Raw genomic sequence first — 16428 nt, forward strand, 5'->3', positions numbered from 1 at the left:
TCAACGTTTTGACAGGGCAGAACGTTGATTAAAGTTGCTGCTCGCCAATCCGCCAGTGGATCCTGCAGGAAACCTGAACCAGCACCCGATTTTTTACATCAGCCAGAGTTTTCCAGCGGGTTGAGGCTTCCTTGTTTCAGGTCAAATCTGATCGCAATAATTCTCAGCAATCACTACATGTAGCGAATAGAATCCTTTCGACCCCTATATGTAGTTTATGGAGAGAGAAATGGCGACGGTGGTAATCAAGCGTGATGGATGCCGGACAGGCTTTGATGCGCAGCGTATTGAGCAGGCCGTGGCGGCGGCGGCACGGGCAGCCGAAGTAGAAGACGCGGCCTGGTGCGCGCAGGTCGCTGAGCGCGTGGCATTGCGGCTGGCCGATCGTCCGGAAGTGGATATCCGTGAAATTCAGTGTGCAGTAGAAGAGACGCTGATGGCGGGTCCTTACCCTCAACTGGCCCGCGCCTACATTGAATACCGCCACGATCGCGATGTCGCCCGCGATCGTCAGAGCCAGTTACATCACGCCATCCGCGGGCTGGTCGATCAGACCAATGCGGCGCTGCTGAACGAGAATGCCAACAAAGACAGCAAAGTGATCCCGACGCAGCGCGATCTGCTGGCCGGGATCGTGGCAAAACACTACGCACAGCAGCAGATCCTGCCGCGCGATGTGGTGCTGGCGCACGAGCGCGGCGAGATCCACTATCACGATCTCGACTACTCCCCTTTCTTCCCGATGTTCAACTGCATGCTGATCGATCTGAAAGGCATGCTGACCAACGGTTTCAAAATGGGCAATGCTGAGATCGAGCCGCCTAAATCGATCGCCACCGCCACCGCCGTGACGGCGCAGATCATCGCGCAGGTCGCCAGCCATATTTACGGCGGCACCACCATTAACCGTATTGATGAAGTGCTGGCCCCGTTTGTTGAGCAGAGCTATGCCCGGCATCTGGCGATTGCTGAGCAGTGGCAGATCCCGCAGGCCGAGCAGTATGCGCGCCAGCGTACGGAGAAAGAGTGCTACGACGCCTTTCAGTCGCTGGAGTATGAGGTGAATACCCTGCACACCGCCAACGGCCAGACGCCATTTGTCACCTTTGGTTTTGGTCTGGGGACGGACTGGGCGGCCCGGCTGATTCAGCAGTCGATTCTGCTTAACCGGCTGGCCGGACTGGGTAAAAATCGCAAGACGGCGGTGTTCCCTAAACTGGTGTTCAGCATTCGCGAAGGCGTCAACCGCCGGGCGGGCGACGTTAATTACGATATCAAACAACTGGCGCTGGAGTGTGCCAGCAAGCGGATGTATCCCGACATCCTCAATTACGATCAGGTGGTTAAAGTCACCGGCTCGTTTAAAACCCCAATGGGCTGCCGTAGTTTCCTTGGCGTTTATGAAGAGAACGGCGAGCAGATTCATGAGGGCCGCAACAATATCGGGGTAATCAGCCTGAACCTGCCGCGCATCGCACTGGAAGCGGGCGGGGATGAAGCGCGCTTCTGGACGCTGCTCGATGCACGACTGCAGCTGGCTAAGCGGGCGCTGATGACGCGGGTGGCGCGGCTGGAGAAGACCAAAGCGCGCGTGGCGCCCATCCTCTATATGGAAGGCGCCTGTGGCGTTCGGCTGAATGCGGATGATGAAGTCGGTCCTATTTTCCGTAATGGCCGTGCGTCGCTGTCGCTGGGCTATATCGGCCTGCATGAAACCCTGAATGCGCTCAGCGGCGGTCATCAGCATCCTTACGATGACGCGGCCCTGCGCGCCAAAGGGGTAGAGATCATCGCTTACATGCGCGATGCCACCGAGCGCTGGAAAGCAGAAACAGGCTATGGGTTCAGCCTTTACAGCACGCCAAGCGAGAATCTGTGCGACCGCTTCTGCCGTCTTGATGCGGCGCAGTTTGGTCTGGTGCCAGGCGTTACCGACAAGGGCTACTACACCAACAGCTTCCATCTCGACGTTGAGAAGAAGGTCAATCCTTACGACAAAATCGACTTTGAAGCGCCCTATCCGCCGCTGGCGAATGGCGGATTCATCTGTTACGGCGAATACCCGAATGTGCAGCACAACCTCAAGGCGCTGGAGGATGTCTGGGATTACAGCTACGACCGCGTGCCCTATTACGGCACTAATACCCCGATTGATGAGTGCTACGAGTGCGGCTTCAACGGCGAGTTCACCTGTACCAGCCGCGGCTTCACCTGTCCGAATTGCGGCAACCACGATCCGGCGCGCGTCTCCGTCACCCGGCGGGTCTGCGGCTATCTGGGCAGCCCGGATGCGCGGCCCTTTAATGCCGGTAAACAGCAGGAAGTGCAGCGTCGGGTGAAGCATCTGTCTGAAGGACCGCTGGGATGATGCATATCCATCGCTACTATGATGTGGATATCGTTAATGGACCTGGCACCCGCTGCACGCTGTTTGTCGCTGGTTGCGAACATCAGTGTCGCGGCTGCTACAACCAGAGCACCTGGCGGCTCGACTCCGGCGTGCCCTTTACGCTTGCGATGGAGGAGCACCTGCTGGCGGATTTGCAGGACACCCGCATTCCGCGCCAGGGATTGTCGCTGAGCGGCGGCGATCCGCTGCATCCGCATAACGTGCCGCACATTCGCCGTCTGGTGAAACGGGTGCGACAGACGTGTCCCGGTAAAGATATCTGGCTCTGGACCGGTTACCGGATGCAGGAGCTGAATGCGGCGCAGCGCGCTGTGCTGGTCTATCTCGACGTGCTGATCGATGGCCGTTTTGTCGAAGAGGAGAAGGATGCCACGCTGCAATGGCGCGGCAGCCGTAATCAGATTATCTGGCAGTTACGCTGAGTGGCGCGGGATTTCGCCAGACTCTATGATATTGACGCTCTCACTCCCCGGCGTAAAAGCCTGCTGGTGCAGACAGCGTGCCACGTCGTGCGCGCTGACCGCCCGCCAGTTGCCCGGCAGCAGCGAAAACAGCGGTCCCGCCAGGCTTTCGCCCCGGCGCTTCTGCGCGCGATCCCCAAGCAGCAATGAAGGCCGCACCAGCGTCAGGCGCGGCCAGCCCTGATGGCGCAGCGCATTCTCCATTTCGCCTTTGACGCGATTATATAAAAATGGTGAGTGACGACTGGCCCCGTGCGCGCTGACCACCAGCATCTGCTTCGCCCCCAGACGTAATCCGCTTAACCCGCTGTCCACCACCAGGGTGTAATCAACGTGGATAAAAGCCTGTTTACTGCCCGCCTGCTTACGCGTGGTGCCCAGGCAGCAGAACACCGTGTCCAGCGAACTTTGCAGCGGCCCGAGGACATCGGTGAGATCGGCCTCAACCGGATTCACCACCTTGTTCATCGCGGGCAGTGGCCGACGGGTTGGCGCGATGATCTCATCGACGCGTGGATCCTCAATCAGTAAGCGCAGCAGATGCGACCCGACTAAGCCGGTGGCACCGGTCAGTAATACGCGATTCATCTCAGATTCATCCTTATTTCACTGCTGACTGGTTAAAAGATAGCTGATCTTAACGGGCTGGCTTGCGTTCTCACTCTCAGCGACCAGGCTTATAGCGTTATCCGGAAAGCGCGTCTCGCGCTCCACATGCTGAAGGAGGAAAAAAATGAGCAAGAAAGTGGCGGTTTTAATTACCGATGAATTTGAAGACTCAGAATTTACCTCACCTGCGGAAGTTTACAAACGCGCTGGTTTTGAGGTGGTTACCATTGAGAAACAAGCCGGTAATGTCGTTAAAGGCAAGAAAGGCGAAGCGGAAGTGACCATCGATCGCAGCATTGATGACGTCAGCCCGGCTGAATTTGACGCCCTGCTCCTGCCTGGCGGTCACTCGCCCGATGCCCTGCGCGGCGACGATCGTTTTGTTGCTTTTACCAAAGAGTTTGTCGCCAGCGGCAAGCCAATTTTTGCCATCTGCCACGGGCCACAGCTGCTGATTAGCGCTAACGGCGTGCGCGGTCGCAAGATGACTACCGTTAAAGCCGTTGCCATTGACCTGATCAATGCCGGTGCCGACTTCCATGATAAGGAAGTGGTAGTAGACGACGATAAGCTGGTCACCAGCCGCACCCCGGCCGATTTACCGGCCTTTAATCGTGAATCCCTGCGGATCCTCGAAGCGCTGTAAGCCGCGACGCCCTTTTCTGCTGAAAAGGGCGTTTCTATTTCTCCCGCTGCCAGGCAATTTTCTTGCCGAATCCCAGCGCATTATCCGTCATCTTCACTTCATCCAGCACAATCTCCCACAGCGGTGCCGACACTTTGCGTGAGACCGGAAAACGTTTCTGGTAAGCGGCTCTGGCGATCTGCTCTGTTGACTCTTCCAGCCGTTTGACATGGCCACGATACTGCACGCCTTTAATCAGCAGCACGCTTCTGGGCTGGCCATTGACGGTGCCCGCAACCTGCGGATTCTGCACCATTAACTCACCGTGGCGGGTATCGGGTTCCGTCATGATCCAGAAGGCCATGCGCGTCTCATCAAAAACGTAGTAGCAGTTAGCGCACCACAGTTGATCGTCGGCGGTACAGCAGAGTGAAAGCACATGCTGCTTTCTCAGATAGCGAACCAGATGGGCGTGATCGGACAAGATAAACTCCTGGCGGTGCACCGGAGAGTGAAGCGCGCTACACTGCCCGGCACCTTTTTTTGGGAAATGATTGCGATGAGTCAGCAGTGGCAACTCTACATCGTCCGTACGGCGAAAGGGAGCCTGTACACCGGTATTACCACGGATGTGGTGCGCCGGGTCGCTCAGCACCAGAGCGGACGGGGCGCCCGCGCGCTGCGCGGCAAAGGGCCGCTGGACCTGGTGTTTCACTGTGACGCGGGCGATCGCGCCAGCGCCTCCAGACTGGAGTATCAGGTCAAGCAACTGACCCGCCAGCAGAAATTACTGCTGGTGGCGGGCCAGCCCGGCTGTCTGGAGAGCTGGCTGGGTATTACGGCTGGCGATTAAAGGGTTCGGCGTAGTCGATCTGCCCTTCCGCCCCGTCATACGCATTATCGGCCAGACGGTAGACCTGGAACGTTGCCTCTGTACCCGGCCAGCGGCTGCGCAGGCCGTGGCGTGCCGCCGGTTCAAAACCAAAACGGTTGAACAGCGCCGGATCGCCCAGCACCACTACCGCGCTGTAGCCAAATTCATTGAGCGTATCCAGCCCCTCATAGATCAGCTTGCTGGCAATTCCCTGACCGCGCAGCGTCTCATCGACGGCCAGCGGTGCCAGCCCAACCCAGCCGCGATCTTCACCCTGAACGCTGACCGGACTGAATGCGGCATAACCCAGCACCTGTCCCTCGTCATCCGTCGCGACCACGCCTAAGGTCAGCAAGCCATCTTCACGCAGCGCCTGAGTCAGTTCCGCCTCTGCAGAGGTACTGAAGCAGCGTCTGAGCAGCGCGTCGATGCCTGCGGCATCCACGCCAATTTCACTACGAATCAACATGCAGCACCTGCGCGCGCCTGAGCGGCCTTCGCGTCCTGTTTCATGCCGGCGTCGACAAATGCCGCCATCTGCTCAATTGCCGTGCGTAACGCGGTGGGCATAGCCTCGGGTTCAATAGCATCCATTACGTTCTTCACCTCAAGTCCCAGTTCAGTGTCACCTTCAATCACCAGCCGGCGTTGAAAGAACAGCATGTCGGGATCTGCTTTACGTGCTGCCACCAGCAACAGATCATTGGCATTGCCCCGAAACCAGACATCCGCTTCGGACTGTTGCAATACCGCCAGTCGGCCGTCCTGCAGCGTGGTTATCCATTGCAGATTGAGATCGGCAATTTCAATACCCAGCAGGCGACCATCCAGAAAGTCTAACTCACCTTCAGCCAAAGCATGACGAAATTGCCAGTTTAAGAGTTGTTGCAGAAGCAACTTTTTGACCGGGAATGGGGTGAACGCAGCGGGTAACCCTAAGATTTTAGGACCGTTTTTCACACAATGGGCATGTATCCGCTCTAACACTTTCGTCACTCCCTTCAGAAAATTTTACGTATATTGCCATATCCTTTTCTGCGCGCCTCCTCTGAGATCAATAAAAACCGCTGCCATGCAGGTAAAAAAAGCGCCGCCGGGCGGATGAATTTGAATTTCACTGCCCCAAATCAACACGCAGCCCGGACCAGATGCCTAGACTCGACGCCCATCTGCATGTTGAGAGGAATATCTATGGAACTGCTCTGCCCGGCAGGAAACTTACCCGCAGTGCGCACCGCTGTAGAGAATGGCGCTGATGCGGTGTATGTGGGGCTGAAAGATGACACCAATGCCCGTCATTTTGCGGGTCTGAATTTCACCGATAAAAAACTGGCTGAAGCCGCGCGCTATCTTCATCAGCATCGTCGCAAACTGCATGTTGCGATCAACACCTTTGCCCATCCGGATGGCATGGGCCGCTGGCAGCGGGCGATTGATGTGGCGGCGCAAAACGGAGCCGACGCGCTGATCCTGGCGGATATCGCCACGCTGGAGTATGCCGCGACGCGCTATCCCCAGGTTGAACGTCATCTTTCTGTACAGGCTTCGGCGACAAATCTGGAGGCGATTCGCTTTTACCATCGCCACTTCAATCTGCAGCGTGTGGTGCTGCCGCGCGTCCTGTCGATTCACCAGGTTAAACAGCTGGCTCGCAGCACACCGGTGCCGCTGGAGGTATTCGCCTTTGGCAGCCTGTGCATCATGGCGGAAGGCCGCTGCTACCTCTCTTCCTGGCTGACCGGTGAATCACCTAACAGCGCCGGTGCCTGCTCTCCGGCGAAGTTTGTGCGCTGGCAGCAGACGCCGCAGGGCATGGAGTCACGTCTTAATGAAGTGTTGATCGATCGCTACGCCCCGGACGAAAGCGCGGGTTATCCGACACTTTGCAAAGGACGGTATGTGGTTAACGACAAGCGTTATCACGTGCTCGAGGAGCCCACCAGTCTGAACACGCTGGAGCTGCTGCCGGAACTGCTGCGGGCAGGCATCGCCTCGGTGAAAATCGAAGGCCGTCAGCGCAGCCCTGCCTATGTCGCTGACGTGGCGCGCGTCTGGCGTCAGGCAATTGATCGCTGCAAGGCGCAGCCGGAACAGTTTGAAGTCGCACCACAGTGGATGCAGACGCTGGGCGATCTCTCAGAAGGTTCGCAAACCACGCTGGGTGCTTATCACCGTGAATGGCAATAAGGAGTCATGATGCAATATGCCCTTGGGCCGGTGCTCTGGTACTGGCCGACCGATACGCTGGAAGATTATTACCAGCAGGCTGCCCGCAGTAGCGCGGATATTATCTACCTTGGCGAAGCGGTGTGCAGTAAACGTCGCGCCACGCCCTATGCCCGCTGGATGGCGCTGGCCCGTGAACTCGCGGCCAGCGGCAAACAGGTGGTGCTGAGCACGCTGGCGCTGCTGCAATCGCCCTCTGAGCTGAAAGAGCTGCAGCGTTACGTTGAGAACGGTGAGTTCCTGATTGAAGCCAATGATATCGGCACGGTAAACATGGCCGCTGAGCGTCATCTGCCCTTTGTCGCGGGTCCGACGCTCAATGTTTATAACGCCGACACGCTGCAGCTGCTGGTCAAAGAGGGCATGACGCGCTGGTGTATGCCGGTGGAGATGTCACGTGACTGGCTGCTACAGCTGCTGGAGCAGTGCGAGACGCGGGGTATCCGGCAGCAGTTTGAGGTGGAGGTGCTGGGCTACGGTCATCTGCCGCTGGCGCTCTCAGCGCGCTGCTTCACCGCCCGCTCGGAAAACCGCGCGAAAGATGATTGCGAAACCTGCTGTATCAACTATCCGACAGGCCGGCGCGTCAACTCCCAGGAGGGCCAGCAGGTGTTCGTCCTCAATGGCATTCAGACCATGAGCGGCTACTGCTATAACCTGGGTAACGATCTGGCCGGTATGCGCGGCCAGGTCGATTGCATACGGCTCTCGCCGCAGGATGTGACGACGCTGGCAGAGATCGACCGTTTCCGCGCCAATGAAAACGGCCAGGCTCCGCTAATGGTCGCGAAAGGCAGTGATTGTAACGGTTACTGGCGCAAACTGGCGGGCATGACGCTGGCATCCTGAATAAAAGCACATACCGGCTATATTCCTGCTGAGGTTAGCAGTTTTAATATAAGGAATGATGCGTAATACTAAATGGTGCAGGCTTTAACTTAACGCCTGCGCCATACAACGGGAGTAGTCATGTCTGATAAAAAACCTCTTCGCCTGTCCGTGCTGGATCTCGCGCCGATTCCACAGGGCGCGACCGCTCGGGATGCGTTCCATAATTCGCTGGCGCTGGCGCGTCAGGCTGAAAAACTGGGCTATCAACGCTACTGGCTGGCTGAACATCACAACATGACGGGGATTGCCAGCGCAGCCACCTCCGTGCTGATTGGCTATCTGGCGGCGAATACCGAGACTCTGAAGCTGGGCTCCGGCGGCATTATGTTGCCTAACCATGCGCCGCTGGTGATCGCCGAGCAGTTTGGTACGCTGGCCTCTCTCTATCCTGGCCGTATTGATCTCGGCTTAGGTCGCGCGCCAGGTTCTGACCAGCGCACCATGATGGCACTGCGCCGTCATCAGGCCAACATGCACATCGACACGTTCCCCGAGGATGTGGCTGAACTGATTAGCTGGTTCGATGCCGAAGCGGATGCGCAGCCGCCGGTGCAGCCGGTACCCGGTCTGGGCCTGCAGATCCCGGTCTGGCTGCTCGGCTCCAGTCTCTACAGCGCACAGCTTTCAGCGAAAATGGGCCTGCCGTTTGCGTTTGCCTCCCATTTTGCCCCTGACCAGCTCTTTCAGGCGCTGCACGTCTACCGCGAAAACTTCCAGCCATCGGCGCGTCTCGACAAGCCTTATGCCATGGTCTGCATTAACGTGATCGCCGCAGACAGTGAGCGTGATGCGCGCTTCCTGTTTACCTCGCAGCAGCAGCAGTTTATCAACCTGCGCCGCGGCAAACCGGGCCCGTTACCGGCACCGGTTGAAAACATGGATAACCTCTGGTCGCCATCAGAACAGTATGGCGTACAGCAGGCGCTCAGCATGTCGCTGGTCGGCGATACGGACAAAGTGCGTCATGGGCTGGCCTCACTGATGCGTGAAACCCAGGCGGATGAAATTATGGTCAATGGCCAGATTTTTGATTCCGAAGCGCGCCTGCGCTCCTTCGCCATTGCGATGGAAGCGGCTAACAGCCTGTAATCAGTTCTGCGGTGGGCGCAATCTCTCCGGGCTCACCGCCAGCTGACGACTATCCCTGGCCGGAGATTGCCCATACAGGCGGCGATACTCCCGGCTGAACTGTGACGCGCTCTGATACCCCACCCGATAGCCTGCCGTACCGGCATCCAGCTTTTCCACCATCATCAAACGTCGCGCCTCATTCAGCCGCAGTTGTTTCTGGTATTGCATCGGCGTCATGGCCGTCACGGCTTTGAAGTGATGATGCAGCGAAGAGATGCTCATGCCGACACTGCTGGCGAGCCGATCGATCTTCAGCGGCTGATGAAAATTTTCCCGCAGCCAGCGGGCAGCCTGCGCGACCCGGTTGCCCGGCCGTTCAGCCAGCGCCATATTCAGGATGCGCGAACCTTCCGGCCCGGTCAGCAGCCGGTAGAAAATCTCCTGCTCAATGAGCGGGGCCAGCGCCTCAATGTCCTCAGGGTGGTCAAGCAGGCGTACCAGCCGGATAACCGCATCCACCAGCAAAGGTGAGACCTTATGCACGGTGACGCCACGTTCACTGTCTGGTGTCGCCAGCGGCAGCGTCGGGGGAAACTGTTCGAGGTAGCGCATCAGCCGGGATTCATTGATGGCGATACCAATCCCCAGATTGGGCTTTTCCGGCGTGGCGACGGTGACGCAGGCGCGTACCGGCATATCCAGCGTCACCAGCAGCAGATCGCCCGGACCATAGTGCAGCACCTCATCACCGATATGCAGCGCCTTACCGCCCTGTGCCACCAGGGCAAAACTGGCCCATTGAGCAAAGTGCATCGGCTCAGTCGGTGCTGAAACCCGGCCAAAAAACAGGCAATCTATGGCACTTGAATGCCGCCCATCCTCCGGAGCATGACGGGCAATTAACTGTGCCAGCCCCTGCCACTTCTCACTCTCTGTCACTGTGTTCTCCCCTCCCGCTATCTGTGCTGATATTACCTGACGCTGAGCGGAATACCTGTCCCGTTGCGTTACTTTTGCAGGATCGTGCAAGAAGCTTGCAGGATTGCACTACCCGCTTTTCGGCGCCAGCGCGCATAGTCTTTCGACGCAATCATTACGGCGGAGAACAACATAATGAAGGCACTGCAGAATAAAATCGCGCTGGTAACAGGCGCCTCAAAAGGCATTGGTGCGGCGATTGCCATCGCTTTTGCCGCGGCTGGCGCCCGCGTCGTGGTCAATTATCGTCAGGATGAAGTGGGAGCGGCTGACGTGGTCAGCGATATCGTCACCCTGGGCAGTGAAGCCGTGGCGGTACAGGCAGATATCTCTCTCCTGCGCGATGTGGAACGGCTCTTCGCCACCACCGCAGAGTGCTTCGGCGCGCCCGACATTGTGGTGAACAATGCGGGCAGCTTTCATCACGGCGAGTTTGCGGCGCTGACGCTGGAGGAGATGCAGCAACAGATTAACGTTAACCTGCTGGGTACGCTGATGGTCTGTCAGCAGGCGATTCGTCACTTCCCGGCGCACGGCGGCAGCATTATTAATCTCAGCGCCCTGAACAGTAAAAACAGCACGCCGGGTTCCGTGCTCTGGGCGGCAACCAAAGGCGCAGTGGATACCCTGACCCAGGGACTGGCGCGCGAGCTGGGCGCAAAGAACATCCGGGTTAACGCCCTGGCACCAGGCATGATTCTGACGGAGGGATTACTGGCCGCGAAGAGGATGAGCCCACAGCTCAAAGCGCAACTGCTGGCAGCCACGCCGCTGGGACGCTTTGGTCTGCCGGAAGATGTGGCGCAGGTTGCGCTGTTTCTGGCCTCTGAAGAGTCCGCCTGGGTCAGCGGCGAGCGCGTGATGATCAGCGGCGGTGCCTGACAGGCATAAAAAAAGGGAAGCCATTGGCTTCCCTTTTTGTTACGACGCTAAGTCGTTATGCATCACGACGACGTGGAGCGGCGGCTGCGCCCTCTTCACGACGTGGACCACGGCTACCTTCACGGTTGAAAGTACGTCCGCCGCCTTCACGACCACCTTCACGGCGTTCAGAAGAGAAGCGACGTCCACCTTCACGGTTAGCTGCGCCCGGACCGCCTGCACCTGGACCGCTGCGACGCTCACCGCCAGCACCAGCTGGACGACGGTCACCACGGCCTTCGTTCGGCTGTGCATCACCCAGTAACTGCATATTCATCGGCTTGTTCAGAATACGGGTACGGGTAAAGTGCTGCAGCACATCGCCTGGCATGCCTTTCGGCAGCTCGATAGTCGAGTGGGTACCGAACAGCTTGATGTTACCGATGTAACGGCTGCTGATGTCGCCTTCGTTAGCGATAGCGCCAACGATGTGACGAACTTCAACACCATCATCGCGGCCTACTTCGATGCGGTACAGCTGCATTTCGCCAACATCACGACGTTCGCGACGTGGACGATCGCCATCACGGCTTTCGCGGTTTTCACGCGGAGCACGAGAATCGCCACGCGCTTCACGGCTGTCACGACGGCCATCACGCTCGTCACGATCGCGGTATTCGCGACGTGCCGGACGCGGTGCTTCTGGTGGCAGAATCAGAGGACGTTCGCCCTGTGCCATCTTCAGCAGTGCAGCTGCCAGTGTTTCCAGATCCATTTCATCTTCTGGCTGCATTTTAGCCAGCAGAGCACGGTACTGATCCAGATCGCTGCTTTCCAGCTGCTGCTGAACTTTAGCAGCAAACTTAGCCAGACGACGCTCACCCAGCAGTTCTGCGTTAGGCAGTTCTACCTCAGGAATGGTCAGCTTCATGGTACGTTCGATGTTACGCAGCAGACGGCGTTCGCGGTTCTCAACGAACAGCAGCGCACGGCCAGCACGACCAGCACGACCGGTACGGCCGATACGGTGAACGTAAGATTCTGAGTCCATCGGAATGTCGTAGTTAACAACCAGGCTGATGCGCTCAACGTCCAGGCCACGGGCCGCAACGTCGGTTGCAATCAGAATGTCGAGACGACCATCTTTCAGGCGCTCAAGCGTCTGCTCACGCAGCGCCTGGTTCATGTCACCGTTCAGCGCGGCGCTGTTATAGCCACTACGTTCCAGCGCTTCTGCCACTTCCATGGTTGCGTTTTTGGTACGCACGAAGATGATGGCAGCATCAAAGTCTTCTGCTTCCAGGAAGCGAACCAGTGCGTCTGTTTTACGACCGTAAGCGGTCCAGTAGCTCTGGCTGATATCAGGACGCGTGGTCAGGCTTGACTGAATACGCACTTCCTGTGGATCTTTCATGAAGCGTTTGGTGATACGACGAATCGCTTCCGGCATGGTTGCAGAGAACAGCGCGGTCTGATGATCGGCTGGAATTTGCGCCATGATGGTTTCAACGTCTTCGATGAAGCCCATGCGCAGCATTTCGTCTGCTTCATCCAGCACCAGGCCACGCAGGTTAGAAAGGTCTAACGTGCCGCGTTTCAGGTGGTCAAGCAGACGGCCAGGCGTACCCACAACAACCTGTGGTCCCTGACGCAGTGCGCGCAGCTGCACGTCATAACGCTGGCCGCCGTAAAGGGCAACCACGTTCAGGCCACGCATGTGTTTAGAGAATTCGGTAACTGCTTCAGCAACCTGTACCGCCAGTTCGCGGGTAGGTGCCAGCACCAGGATTTGTGGCGCTTTAACAGTAGGATCAATGTTATGTAACAGCGGCAGAGAGAACGCCGCGGTTTTACCACTCCCGGTCTGCGCCATGCCTAACACGTCACGGCCCGCCAGCAGGTGAGGAATACACTCAGCCTGGATTGGGGATGGCTTTACGTAGCCCATGCCATTCAGTGATTCAAGGATGTCGGCGTTCAGGCCAAGGTCAGCAAAAGTGGTTTGAATATCAGTCATGTAGTACACGTGCCTCTTAGATTGCGGCGGCCAGTCTACATAACTCGTCGTGAAAACTTTCAGTCATTTTCATCAAAAAGTGTGAACCGGCTCAAATTAAAAGTTTTGACGAACAGAAAAGCCTTCATCCTTTAAGATGATGACTTAACAGGTTTTACAGGCAAATTAAGTTCGTCAGCTATTGCTGGTCAGATTCTGATAAATCGTCTTGTGCCTGGCCGAGTTGCGCCAGTTCCAACAATGCGTATCGGTGTTCAACAAAGTTATTGACGTTGTTGGCCACCGCCAGTTTGAACAACGCTTTCGCGTCGTCCTTCTCCCCCAGACTTAGGTAGTACTTACCTAAATAGAAGTTGGTTTCACTGAGATGTTCAGCGAGCGAGGTGTTATCCGTTGCGTCCGCCTTGAGACTTTCCATCAACGTTTTCTCGTTGATATCTCCAAGGTAGAACTCGACAATATTCCATCCCCATTGATCTCTGACCGCTTTGTCGTGACGCTGTTGAAGCGCGACTTTTGCCTTGTCGACATCCATCTCACGTTCAACGAGATAGAGCCACAAACTGCGGAAAGGATCGTTAGGATCGTCTTGATAAAACGCCAGCAGATCATCTTGCGCTAACTTGTATCGACCGCCGTAATAGAGGGCGATACCACGGTTTAAATGCGCATAGTTGTAAGTTGGATCAAGCTCAAGTACAGAATCAAACGCTTCATAGGCGGCATCAAAGTTGCCCGCCTGCGTTAAATATATGCCTAAGTAGTTAAACACTTCGGGCATATCTGGTCTTATAGACAGCGCTTGCGAAAAATCGTTCCGCGCTAATGCCCGCAGACCTAAACTATCATACAACACTCCGCGCTCATATAACAGCTGTGCGCGTTCATCATCGGTGAGAGCGCGACTGGCAAGAATTTGTTCCATGCGCGCCAGTATCACTTCCTGCTGCAGTGTGGGCTGTAAAGGCACTGCAAGAACTTCGTTCTTACGCCAATTGGAGTTGCTGCATCCTGCCAGCGTCAAAGCTGTCGCAACAAAACACCAGCGCAGAAAAGGCTTCATTTCCCACTCCCGAATACAAACATTGGGATAACCATCCTGTCATCCGCCTGCTGTGCACAAGGATTCCCGCCCTCGCGATGATACAAACGCCCCTCTCTGCCAGGCAGAGAGGGGCAAATCAGCAACGACTTATTCAGCAGCGTCAGGCGTGGTCACCGCGACAGCTTCTTCAGCCTGCGGCTTAGATTCTGTCGCTTCTTTGATGCTCAGACGTACACGGCCCTGGCGATCAACTTCCATCACCTTAACCGGTACTTCCTGACCCATCTGCAGATAGTCGGTCACTTTCTCAACGCGCTTATCAGCGATTTGTGAAATGTGAACCAGACCTTCTTTACCGCCGCCGATTGCAACGAAAGCGCCGAAGTCAACGATACGGGTCACTTTACCACTGTAAACGCGGCCCACTTCGATCTCTGCGGTAATCTCTTCGATACGACGAATCGCTTCTTTCGCTTTCAGACCATCAGTCGCAGCGATTTTCACGGTGCCGTCATCTTCAATTTCAATCGTTGTGCCGGTCTCTTCGGTCAGTGCACGAATCACTGAGCCGCCTTTACCGATCACATCTTTGATCTTGTCAGAGCTGATTTTGATGGTGTAAATGCGTGGTGCGAATTCAGAAATCTCAGTACGCGGTGTGCTGATAGCCTGTTCCATAACGCCCAGAATGTGCAGACGTGCACCACGGGCCTGGTTCAGCGCTTCCTGCATGATTTCACGCGTGATGCCTTCGATTTTGATGTCCATCTGCAGCGCGGTGATACCTTCACGGCTACCGGCTACTTTGAAGTCCATGTCGCCCAGGTGATCTTCATCGCCCAGGATGTCAGACAGAACAACAAACTTCTCATCTTCTTTCACCAGACCCATTGCGATACCGGCAACGGCGGCTTTGATTGGCACACCTGCATCCATCAGCGCCAGTGAGGCACCGCAGACAGAGGCCATTGAAGAAGAGCCGTTAGATTCGGTGATTTCAGAAACAACACGAATGGTGTAAGGGAAATCTTCCGCTTTAGGCATTACCGCTAACACGCCGCGCTTCGCCAGACGACCGTGACCAATCTCACGACGCTTCGGCGAACCTACCATGCCGGTTTCGCCGACAGAGTATGGAGGGAAGTTGTAATGGAACAGGAAGCTGTCGGTACGTTCGCCCATCAGCTCATCAAGGTTCTGCGCATCACGGGTCGTACCCAGCGTTGCAGTAACCAGTGCCTGCGTCTCACCACGGGTGAACAGCGATGAACCGTGTGTACGTGGCAATACGCCAGTACGCACGTCCAGACCACGGATCATATCTTTTTCACGACCATCGATGCGTGGCTCGCCATTCAGGATGCGAGTACGAACGACGGTTTTTTCAAGGCTATGCACGATGTCGCCGATTTCTGAACCATCCAGCGTTTCATCTTCAGCCAGCAGCGCAGCGATGGTTTCGTCTTTAATGACGCCAACCTGGGTGTAACGCTCCTGCTTGTCAGTGATGCGGTAAGCATCGCTGATGCGTGCTTCTGCCAGGGCAGCAACGCGAGAAATCAGTGCGGTATTGGCCGCTTCTGGCTGCCAGTCCCAGCGTGGTTTGCCCGCTTCAGCAACCAGAGCATTAATGTTTTCGATAACAATCTGCTGCTGGTCATGGCCAAAGACCACGGCGCCCAGCATCTGCTCTTCTGACAGGATCTCAGCTTCAGATTCAACCATCAGAACGGCATTCTGCGTACCGGCAACCACCAGATCCAGACGAGACTGTTTCAGCTCATCTGCGGTTGGGTTCAGGACATATTGATCGTTGATGTAACCAACACGCGCAGAACCAATTGGGCCATTGAACGGCAGACCAGAAAGCGCCAGTGCAGCAGAAGCACCGATCATGGCAACGATGTCCGGATGAACCTGTGGGTTCACAGAGACAACAGTGGCGATAACCTGAACTTCGTTAACAAAACCTTCCGGGAACAGCGGACGAATCGGGCGGTCAATCAGACGCGAAATCAGGGTTTCGCCTTCGCTTGGACGGCCTTCACGACGGAAGAAGCTGCCTGGGATACGACCAGCAGCGTAAGTACGCTCCTGATAGTTCACGGTCAGTGGGAAGAAATCCTGACCTGGTTTAGATTTTTTCTGACCTACTACAGTGACGAATACTGCAGTATCGTCCATGCTCACCATAACAGCGGCTGTCGCCTGGCGAGCCATCATGCCGGTTTCCAGCGTGACGGTATGTTGACCATATTGGAATTTGCGTACGATCGGATTCAGCAAAATCAAAGTCCTTAACTTCGGGGCATGGCTATCTGTAGCCCGCCATTGATTACCAATCTTCAGTTGCATCCTCG

General features: G+C 56.4%; 17 protein-coding genes. 8 read left to right on the forward strand and 9 right to left on the reverse strand.

What is annotated here, in order from left to right; translation table 11 throughout:
- The first annotated feature begins 229 nt into the window (after nucleotides 1-229).
- Both nrdD and nrdG read left to right on the forward strand, forming a co-directional pair.
- Nucleotides 230-2368 (forward strand): anaerobic ribonucleoside-triphosphate reductase, encoded by a 2139-nt coding sequence (gene nrdD / locus ACK13D_RS06585; protein ID WP_060681588.1) that lies wholly within the window; start codon nucleotides 230-232, stop codon nucleotides 2366-2368.
- Nucleotides 2365-2832, forward strand: coding sequence for an anaerobic ribonucleoside-triphosphate reductase-activating protein (nrdG, locus tag ACK13D_RS06590; protein WP_305820102.1), 468 nt, complete (start codon nucleotides 2365-2367; stop codon nucleotides 2830-2832). The genes nrdD and nrdG overlap by 4 nt, the downstream gene beginning before the upstream one ends.
- Here the strand turns inward: nrdG and ACK13D_RS06595 are convergent.
- Complete coding sequence (locus ACK13D_RS06595) at nucleotides 2824-3459, reverse strand: NAD(P)H-binding protein (protein WP_033759652.1); 636 nt, start codon at nucleotides 3457-3459, stop codon at nucleotides 2824-2826. The two genes, nrdG and ACK13D_RS06595, sit on opposite strands and share 9 nt — an antisense overlap.
- Before the next feature lie 145 nt (nucleotides 3460-3604).
- Here ACK13D_RS06595 and ACK13D_RS06600 point away from each other — a divergent pair, with 145 nt between their 5' ends.
- The gene (locus ACK13D_RS06600; RefSeq protein ID WP_010251739.1) at nucleotides 3605-4126 is read left to right on the forward strand and encodes a type 1 glutamine amidotransferase domain-containing protein; all 522 of its coding nucleotides are present in this window, start codon (nucleotides 3605-3607) and stop codon (nucleotides 4124-4126) included.
- Nucleotides 4127-4160: 34 nt separating this feature from the next.
- Here ACK13D_RS06600 and ACK13D_RS06605 read toward each other — a convergent pair whose 3' ends face one another.
- Nucleotides 4161-4589: a YhbP family protein gene (locus ACK13D_RS06605; RefSeq protein ID WP_033780617.1), complete on the reverse strand. Its 429-nt coding sequence runs from the start codon at nucleotides 4587-4589 to the stop codon at nucleotides 4161-4163.
- Nucleotides 4590-4664: 75 nt separating this feature from the next.
- On the opposite strand from ACK13D_RS06605, the gene ACK13D_RS06610 reads away from it, so the two are divergent.
- The gene (locus tag ACK13D_RS06610; protein WP_031292823.1) at nucleotides 4665-4958 is read left to right on the forward strand and encodes a GIY-YIG nuclease family protein; all 294 of its coding nucleotides are present in this window, start codon (nucleotides 4665-4667) and stop codon (nucleotides 4956-4958) included.
- On the opposite strand, the gene ACK13D_RS06615 is transcribed toward ACK13D_RS06610, so the two are convergent.
- Both ACK13D_RS06615 and ubiT read right to left on the reverse strand, forming a co-directional pair.
- Nucleotides 4942-5448 (reverse strand): GNAT family N-acetyltransferase, encoded by a 507-nt coding sequence (locus ACK13D_RS06615; protein WP_010251747.1) that lies wholly within the window; start codon nucleotides 5446-5448, stop codon nucleotides 4942-4944. The genes ACK13D_RS06610 and ACK13D_RS06615 overlap by 17 nt on opposite strands.
- Nucleotides 5442-5966, reverse strand: coding sequence for a ubiquinone anaerobic biosynthesis accessory factor UbiT (gene ubiT, locus ACK13D_RS06620; protein WP_010251750.1), 525 nt, complete (start codon nucleotides 5964-5966; stop codon nucleotides 5442-5444). Before ubiT ends, ACK13D_RS06615 begins: the two co-directional genes overlap by 7 nt.
- 204 nt (nucleotides 5967-6170) lie before the next feature.
- On the opposite strand from ubiT, the gene ubiU reads away from it, so the two are divergent.
- The 3 genes from ubiU (at nucleotide 6171) to ACK13D_RS06635 (ending at nucleotide 9185) form a co-directional block, all read left to right on the forward strand.
- Nucleotides 6171-7166 carry a ubiquinone anaerobic biosynthesis protein UbiU gene (gene ubiU / locus ACK13D_RS06625; protein WP_022625286.1) on the forward strand — a complete coding sequence of 332 codons (996 nt, stop codon included), beginning with the start codon at nucleotides 6171-6173 and terminating at the stop codon, nucleotides 7164-7166.
- A gap of 9 nt (nucleotides 7167-7175) precedes the next feature.
- Nucleotides 7176-8054, forward strand: coding sequence for a U32 family peptidase (locus ACK13D_RS06630; RefSeq protein ID WP_418795983.1), 879 nt, complete (start codon nucleotides 7176-7178; stop codon nucleotides 8052-8054).
- A 120-nt stretch (nucleotides 8055-8174) separates the two neighbouring features.
- Nucleotides 8175-9185 carry a luciferase-like monooxygenase gene (locus tag ACK13D_RS06635; RefSeq protein ID WP_010251755.1) on the forward strand — a complete coding sequence of 337 codons (1011 nt, stop codon included), beginning with the start codon at nucleotides 8175-8177 and terminating at the stop codon, nucleotides 9183-9185.
- On the opposite strand, the gene ACK13D_RS06640 is transcribed toward ACK13D_RS06635, so the two are convergent.
- Nucleotides 9186-10106: an AraC family transcriptional regulator gene (locus ACK13D_RS06640; protein ID WP_010251758.1), complete on the reverse strand. Its 921-nt coding sequence runs from the start codon at nucleotides 10104-10106 to the stop codon at nucleotides 9186-9188.
- A gap of 174 nt (nucleotides 10107-10280) precedes the next feature.
- Here ACK13D_RS06640 and ACK13D_RS06645 point away from each other — a divergent pair, with 174 nt between their 5' ends.
- Nucleotides 10281-11027: an SDR family NAD(P)-dependent oxidoreductase gene (locus ACK13D_RS06645; protein ID WP_010251759.1), complete on the forward strand. Its 747-nt coding sequence runs from the start codon at nucleotides 10281-10283 to the stop codon at nucleotides 11025-11027.
- A gap of 55 nt (nucleotides 11028-11082) precedes the next feature.
- Here ACK13D_RS06645 and ACK13D_RS06650 read toward each other — a convergent pair whose 3' ends face one another.
- The 4 genes from ACK13D_RS06650 to pnp all read right to left on the reverse strand — a co-directional run bounded on the left by ACK13D_RS06650 (nucleotide 11083) and on the right by pnp (nucleotide 16354).
- On the reverse strand, nucleotides 11083-13023 hold the full coding sequence (locus ACK13D_RS06650; protein WP_010251762.1) for a DEAD/DEAH family ATP-dependent RNA helicase: 1941 nt from the start codon (nucleotides 13021-13023) through the stop codon (nucleotides 11083-11085).
- 16 nt (nucleotides 13024-13039) lie between these two features.
- The gene (yrbN, locus tag ACK13D_RS06655) at nucleotides 13040-13096 is read right to left on the reverse strand and encodes a protein YrbN (protein WP_098053093.1); all 57 of its coding nucleotides are present in this window, start codon (nucleotides 13094-13096) and stop codon (nucleotides 13040-13042) included.
- Nucleotides 13097-13201: 105 nt separating this feature from the next.
- Nucleotides 13202-14086 (reverse strand): lipoprotein NlpI, encoded by an 885-nt coding sequence (nlpI, locus tag ACK13D_RS06660; RefSeq protein ID WP_010251765.1) that lies wholly within the window; start codon nucleotides 14084-14086, stop codon nucleotides 13202-13204.
- 129 nt (nucleotides 14087-14215) lie between these two features.
- A complete protein-coding gene (gene pnp / locus ACK13D_RS06665) occupies nucleotides 14216-16354 on the reverse strand; it encodes a polyribonucleotide nucleotidyltransferase (RefSeq protein WP_010251767.1) in 2139 nt (712 codons plus the stop codon).
- Nucleotides 16355-16428 lie beyond the last annotated feature (74 nt).

The sequence above is a fragment of the Pantoea sp. K16 genome (assembly GCF_048452805.1).
Taxonomy (GTDB): domain Bacteria; phylum Pseudomonadota; class Gammaproteobacteria; order Enterobacterales; family Enterobacteriaceae; genus Pantoea; species Pantoea agglomerans.

Coding starts and splice junctions, on each gene's coding strand:
- nrdD (WP_060681588.1), top strand. CDS start 230: ATGGCGACGGTGGTAATCAAGCGTGATGGATGCCGGACAGGCTTTGAT.
- nrdG (WP_305820102.1), top strand. CDS start 2,365: ATGATGCATATCCATCGCTACTATGATGTGGATATCGTTAATGGACCT.
- ACK13D_RS06595 (WP_033759652.1), bottom strand. CDS start 3,459: ATGAATCGCGTATTACTGACCGGTGCCACCGGCTTAGTCGGGTCGCAT.
- ACK13D_RS06600 (WP_010251739.1), top strand. CDS start 3,605: ATGAGCAAGAAAGTGGCGGTTTTAATTACCGATGAATTTGAAGACTCA.
- ACK13D_RS06610 (WP_031292823.1), top strand. CDS start 4,665: ATGAGTCAGCAGTGGCAACTCTACATCGTCCGTACGGCGAAAGGGAGC.
- ACK13D_RS06615 (WP_010251747.1), bottom strand. CDS start 5,448: ATGTTGATTCGTAGTGAAATTGGCGTGGATGCCGCAGGCATCGACGCG.
- ubiU (WP_022625286.1), top strand. CDS start 6,171: ATGGAACTGCTCTGCCCGGCAGGAAACTTACCCGCAGTGCGCACCGCT.
- ACK13D_RS06630 (WP_418795983.1), top strand. CDS start 7,176: ATGCAATATGCCCTTGGGCCGGTGCTCTGGTACTGGCCGACCGATACG.
- ACK13D_RS06635 (WP_010251755.1), top strand. CDS start 8,175: ATGTCTGATAAAAAACCTCTTCGCCTGTCCGTGCTGGATCTCGCGCCG.
- ACK13D_RS06645 (WP_010251759.1), top strand. CDS start 10,281: ATGAAGGCACTGCAGAATAAAATCGCGCTGGTAACAGGCGCCTCAAAA.
- ACK13D_RS06650 (WP_010251762.1), bottom strand. CDS start 13,023: ATGACTGATATTCAAACCACTTTTGCTGACCTTGGCCTGAACGCCGAC.
- nlpI (WP_010251765.1), bottom strand. CDS start 14,086: ATGAAGCCTTTTCTGCGCTGGTGTTTTGTTGCGACAGCTTTGACGCTG.